Origin of the sequence: Bradyrhizobium sp., from assembly GCF_035701725.1 — a bacterium.
Taxonomy (GTDB): domain Bacteria; phylum Pseudomonadota; class Alphaproteobacteria; order Rhizobiales; family Xanthobacteraceae; genus Bradyrhizobium.
In genome coordinates, this window is record NZ_DASSRP010000275.1 from 1 (window position 1) to 5,164 (window position 5,164).

Annotated in this window: 4 protein-coding genes; 1 reads left to right on the forward strand and 3 read right to left on the reverse strand. The window is 62.5% G+C overall.

Features of this window, described 5'->3' with window-relative positions; genetic code table 11:
- The 3 genes from VFL62_RS16530 to VFL62_RS16540 all read right to left on the reverse strand — a co-directional run.
- On the reverse strand, window positions 1-827 hold an 827-nt coding region (locus VFL62_RS16530), incomplete at its 3' end, for an amidohydrolase (protein WP_325173455.1).
- A 4-nt stretch (window positions 828-831) separates the two neighbouring features.
- A complete protein-coding gene (locus VFL62_RS16535) occupies window positions 832-2,361 on the reverse strand; it encodes a M81 family metallopeptidase (RefSeq protein ID WP_325173456.1) in 1,530 nt (509 codons plus the stop codon).
- Between the two features lie 512 nt (window positions 2,362-2,873).
- Window positions 2,874-3,905, reverse strand: coding sequence for an IS110 family transposase (locus VFL62_RS16540; protein WP_325173457.1), 1,032 nt, complete (start codon window positions 3,903-3,905; stop codon window positions 2,874-2,876).
- Between the two features lie 300 nt (window positions 3,906-4,205).
- Here VFL62_RS16540 and VFL62_RS16545 point away from each other — a divergent pair.
- Window positions 4,206-5,164, forward strand: a 959-nt coding sequence (locus VFL62_RS16545) for a sensor histidine kinase (RefSeq protein WP_325173458.1), incomplete at its 3' end; no start/stop codon positions are given.

The following is a 5,164-nucleotide window of genomic DNA, read 5'->3' on the forward strand; positions in this document are numbered from 1 at the left end:
AGGCTGCGCATCCGCTCGCGGATCAGTCGCCGCACGTCGTCGGAGAAGGCGCGCACGGTGCCGGCGAGCTTGGCCTCGCCAGGGATCACGTTATAGGCGGAGCCGGCGTGAATCTGCGTGATCGAGAGCACGGCGGGCTCGTTCGGCGAGACATTGCGGCTGACGATGGTTTGCAGCGCCTGCGCCAGCGTCATCGCGATCACCACGGGGTCCTTGGAACGTTCGGGCATCGCGCCATGGGCGCCATAGCCTGAGATCGCAATGTCGAAGAAATCGGCGCCGGCCATCGCCGGCCCCGGCAAGATCGCGAGCTCGCCGTGATCGAGGTCGGGCGCGTTGTGCAGCCCGTAAATTTCGTCGCACGGAAATTTCTCGAACAGGCCGTCCTTGATCATGGCGCGCGCGCCGCCGAGGCCTTCCTCCGCCGGCTGAAAAATGAAGTGCACGGTGCCGTCGAAATTGCGGGTCTCGGCGAGGTAGCGCGCGGTGCCGAGCAGGATGGTGGTGTGGCCGTCATGGCCGCAGCCGTGGAAGCGGCCGGGAATGGTCGAACGCCATTTCAGGTTGGTGTTTTCTTCCATCGGCAGCGCGTCCATGTCGGCGCGCAGGCCGATGCGTCTGCCGCCGCTGCCCTTGCCCTTCAGCACACCGACCACGCCGGTGCCGCCAAGGCCGCGATGAACCTCGACGCCCCATTGGGTCAGTTTCTCGGCGACGATGCCGGACGTGCGGACCTCCTCGAAGCCGATTTCCGGGTGGGCATGCAGGTCGCGCCGGATGGCGGTGAGTTCGTCGGCAAAGGCTTCGATGCGGTCGATCGTGGGCATAGGATTATCCGATGGCGGTGGAACGGGCTTGTGCAGGCGTGGCGAAAGCCGGGCCGTTCGGTTTGAGGCGGATGCCCGGACGCAACTTGGTCCAGGGCAGGGCGGCGGGGTCGGCCGGCATGGCGCCTGGCGCGGCGCAGATCAGGAGCTTTTCGGCGATCGGCTCGAAGTCGGCGCGGAAATGCACGGAGCTCTTGTTCACCAGGATCGCCTGTTCGGTCGGTTCGATCCCGACATAACGAAACATCGCCTGATCCGCCAGTTGGGCTTTGTGCGAACTCACGACGATCCTGATATCGTCGATGCGCAAGCAAGCCGACGGTCCCATATCCATCTCGCGGCCGCCGAAATAGGGGCCGGGCGCCACGAATTTTCCGTCGGACAGGTTTTCGACGGTGAACGTTGCTTCGAGCGGCGCGTCCCCCGGAATGCCGGACTTGCCGCCGAGCGACAGTGTGAGCGAGGCGCCGACACCCGCTTCATGCGCGGCCTTGGCGGAAGTGGGGTCGTAGATCGCACCGATCGCAGCGCGCATCGCCTTGTTGCGGACCAGCGCCCGCAACATGCCGGTGGTGTCGGAATCGCCGCCGGCGCCCGGATTGTCCTGGGTGTCGGCGATGATGACGGGCTTTCGCGCGCTCCGCGACAGCTCCATCGCGAGCCGCACACCCTCATCGGGCGTATAGACGCGGCCGTCGAAATCGCGCTCGTGGCTTTCGACAATCGCGGCCAGCCGGTCGACCGCTGCTTGCGCGTCGGCTCTGGTCCTGCCGTAAGCCAACAGGCTCGGCCCGCAGCCGGGGAAGTCGGCGGCCGGGAAGCCCGGGCAGAACGACAGCGTCGGAACGGCTTCGCACTCCATCGCCGCGAGCTTTTCGTAAATCCCCTTGCTCGGAAAATCGCCGGTGCATTGCCAGCTGATCGGAATCAAGAACGGCAATTGCCGGAACGCCTTTTCGAGGCGCGTCTTGTCGCGCAACAGCAAGGCGAGATGACGCGCGGCGGCGCGGCCGGTGTCGGCCATGTCGACATGCGGATAGGTGCGGTAGGCGATCAGCGCGTCTGCATGGTACACCATCTCGGGCGTGACATTGGCATGCAGATCGAGGCTGACCACGAGGGGCAATTCGTCGCCGATCACCTGCCGCACGCGGCGCAGGATTTCGCCTTCGCCGTCGTCGAAATGCTCGCTCACCATGGCGCCATGCAGGTCGAGATAGACCGCATCCAGCGGACCAGCGTTTGCGATGCCGTCGACGATCACCCTGCTGATGCGCTCATAGGCATCCTTCGTCACATGCGCGCACGGGCTCGCGGCGGCGAAGATCGTCGGGACCAATTCCCAGCCGTGGGCTTCCGCGTCTCCGATAAAGCCGGCGAGGCCGACATTGATGTTGCGCATCACCTTGAGCACGTCGGCGCCCGTCGTCATCGCAGGCCATCCGCCGCCGTGCACGAAGTCGGCATAAGCCGCCTTGGTGGGCGCGAAGGTGTTGGTCTCGTGCAGAAAACCGCCGATGGCGATACGGGGCATGGTTGGTTGCGGTCTCCATCGATCAGTCCCGGAAGTCGGCAAAATCCCATCCGCGTCCGCGCCCCGCGTCAAGCAGGGCGCGGGTATGGGCCTGATGCGGTTTTGTCAGGACTTACCAACAGGGAGCCGTGCAGCGGCTATGCCCATCCGCACATATCGGCCGTGACGCCGCCGCTGCGGGCGCGGCAATGTCCGCTTCGCCGTCGGAAGCGGACATTGGCGGCGCGCACTGGCATGTCAGCAACGGGCCATGTGTGGACGGCTCCGGGTTGGCAAGAAGAATCTTCACGTTGCAGGGTTGGTCGGAGCAGCCATGTGTTCGGCCTATTTGCGCGGTACACATGACCGCTGGCCATAATGCCCTCCGCGGATCAGGTCCCGGTCAACAGCACGCATTCGAGATGCCATGGCCCGTGTGGGTTGTCCTGATCGCCGGATCGACCGGCACTGCATTACGTGCTGTTCGCCCTCCCAACCGTTACGTCACGCCTGCGATGTCGGCGCGATCTCGTTTAGGCCGCTAGCGCGGCCGGCTCCTGGTAGCGTTCGTTCCTGGTCATCATCGCCCAAGCCATCCTGGCGAGCTTATTGGCGAGTGCGATGGCCGCGACCTTCGTGGGCCGCCGGGCCAACAATCCTGTCAGCCAAGGCCGGTGGCCAGTACCATGGATCTTGGCATAACGGATCACGGCGAGTGCGCCAGCCGTGAACAGGCTGCGCAGATAACGGTCGCCTTGCTTGCTAATGCTGCCGAGCTTGTCTTTGCCACCGCTAGAGTTCTGCTTTGGTACGAGCCCGACCCAGGCTGAGAAGTCCCGCCCCGATCGAAAGGCCTTGGGATCAGCAATACTCGCAACCAAGGCTGTTGCTAGCGCCGGCCCAACGCCCGGGATCGCATCCAGTCGTTTGCTCGTCGCATTTGATCGATGCCAGGCCATGATGCGGCGGTCAAAATTAAGGATCTGACCCTTCAGCGCACTTAATTGATTACCGAGAGCAGCAAGACACGCTCGGGCCACTTCGGGCAAACGATCATCGGCTGGATCGGCGGCAACTTCCAGCAATTGCTCGACACCTCGGCGCCCGACAGGAGCGACGATCCCGAACTCAGCAAGATAGGCGCGGATTGAATTGATCACTGCTGTCTGCTGACGGATAAAGAGATGGCGCGCTCGATGTAGCATCAGGCAGCTCTGCTGCTCGACTGTCTTGGTCGGCACAAAGCGCATGTTGGGTCGCGTGACCGCTTCACAGATCGCCTCCGCGTCCATTGCGTCGTTCTTCTGCCGCTTGACGTAGGGCTTCACATAGGCAGGCGGCATCAATCGAACCGTATGCCCCAATGCCTGCAGCTCGCGCGACCAATAGTGCGATGATGCGCAGGCCTCGATCCCCACCAGACAGGGCGGTAGCTTCTGAAAGAAGGAAAGGACAAAACGGCGCTTTAACTGGCGGCGGACCACCACCTGTCCAGCAGCGTCAATGCCGTGAACCTGAAAGACCGACTTCGCAATGTCCAGACCGATCGTCGAAATTGTCTGCATAGGCTGCTCCTCCAAATTGTGGGAGCCCTAGCTGCCCCCAAATCCATGGCACTCGCGTGCCGGTTGGAGGAGCCGTCCACAGCATCAACTGCAGACCTTCGCGGCACCGGCCGCGAGACGCACTCACCCCGATACGATCATCTGAAATCTCAATCCGGCGAGCTCGGAACCGTAGAAACAGGCGCTCTAGCTGCGCCTCCAATACTGGCATCTTTGGTTCAGGCAGCTCAATTTCGTTTGTGGGCGACCTTGCCCCATATTACCTTACGAGTGACTACTCCGGTCTAGGTAGGCGGAAAGATGAATCTGGAAGATTTGTACCGGCTGTTGCGCAGCGAGCATGTCCAGGCGCAAGGGACCGTCGATACCCTGGAGGAGCCTCTCCTCGTGCTGGACCAGGCAGGTTGTGTCCTTGCCGCTAACCGCGGGTTTTACCAGACCTTCAGGGTGGGACGCGATGACACGGTTGGGCGCAGCCTGTTCGCCCTTGGCGACGGTCAATGGGACATCCCCGAGCTTCGGCGCCTCGTGGGCGACATCATACCCAAATCGACCGCGGTCGTCGGATACGAAGTAGAAGCCGAGTTCCCAACCATCGGCCGGCGCACGATGCTCGTGAGCGCGCGTCGTTTGGTTCACCCAGACAATAACAGCACGAGCATTCTGATTTTGTTTGAGGACGTGACCGACAGACGCCGCAGCGAGACGCAAAAGGACATTCTTCTCGCCGAAACGCGCCATCGGATGAAAAACCTTCTCGCGATGGTACGCTCGCTTGCTAATCAGACGGATGTCGAAGGCAAGTCAGCCGAGGAGTACAGGGACGATTTTTTGGGACGGTTCCAAGCAGTGGCCGAAGCCGAGACCTTGGCGCTGGCAAGCGCCGCTCCGGCCGATCAGAGCACTCTCATCGAGCAAGCGTTGAAGTCAGCAAGCCCTGAGCAATACCGCGTCGTTCCCGGCCCGCCGGTTAGTCTCAAGCAGCCGCAGATTTTGCCGGTTAGCCTTATTCTGCACGAACTGGTCACCAATGCCTGGAAGTATGGAGCGTTCTCCAAGCCTGGCGGGCTCGTGCATCTAACCTGGGGCATTGAGAGGGACGGCAAGACCGTGCTTCACATCGATTGGCGAGAAGAAAATGGCCCGCCCGTAGCAGCGCCTACTCGCACCGGCTTCGGCTCCAGACTGATTGAGCTTAGCGCCGCGCAGGGCTTAGGCGGCACTGTGGAACGGAAGTATGAGCCGACGGGTTTAAGAGT

Excerpts from the sequence above, each read along its gene's own strand:
- VFL62_RS16535 (WP_325173456.1), bottom strand. The coding sequence starts at position 2,361 with ATGCCCCGTATCGCCATCGGCGGTTTTCTGCACGAGACCAACACCTTC.
- VFL62_RS16540 (WP_325173457.1), bottom strand. The coding sequence starts at position 3,905 with ATGCAGACAATTTCGACGATCGGTCTGGACATTGCGAAGTCGGTCTTT.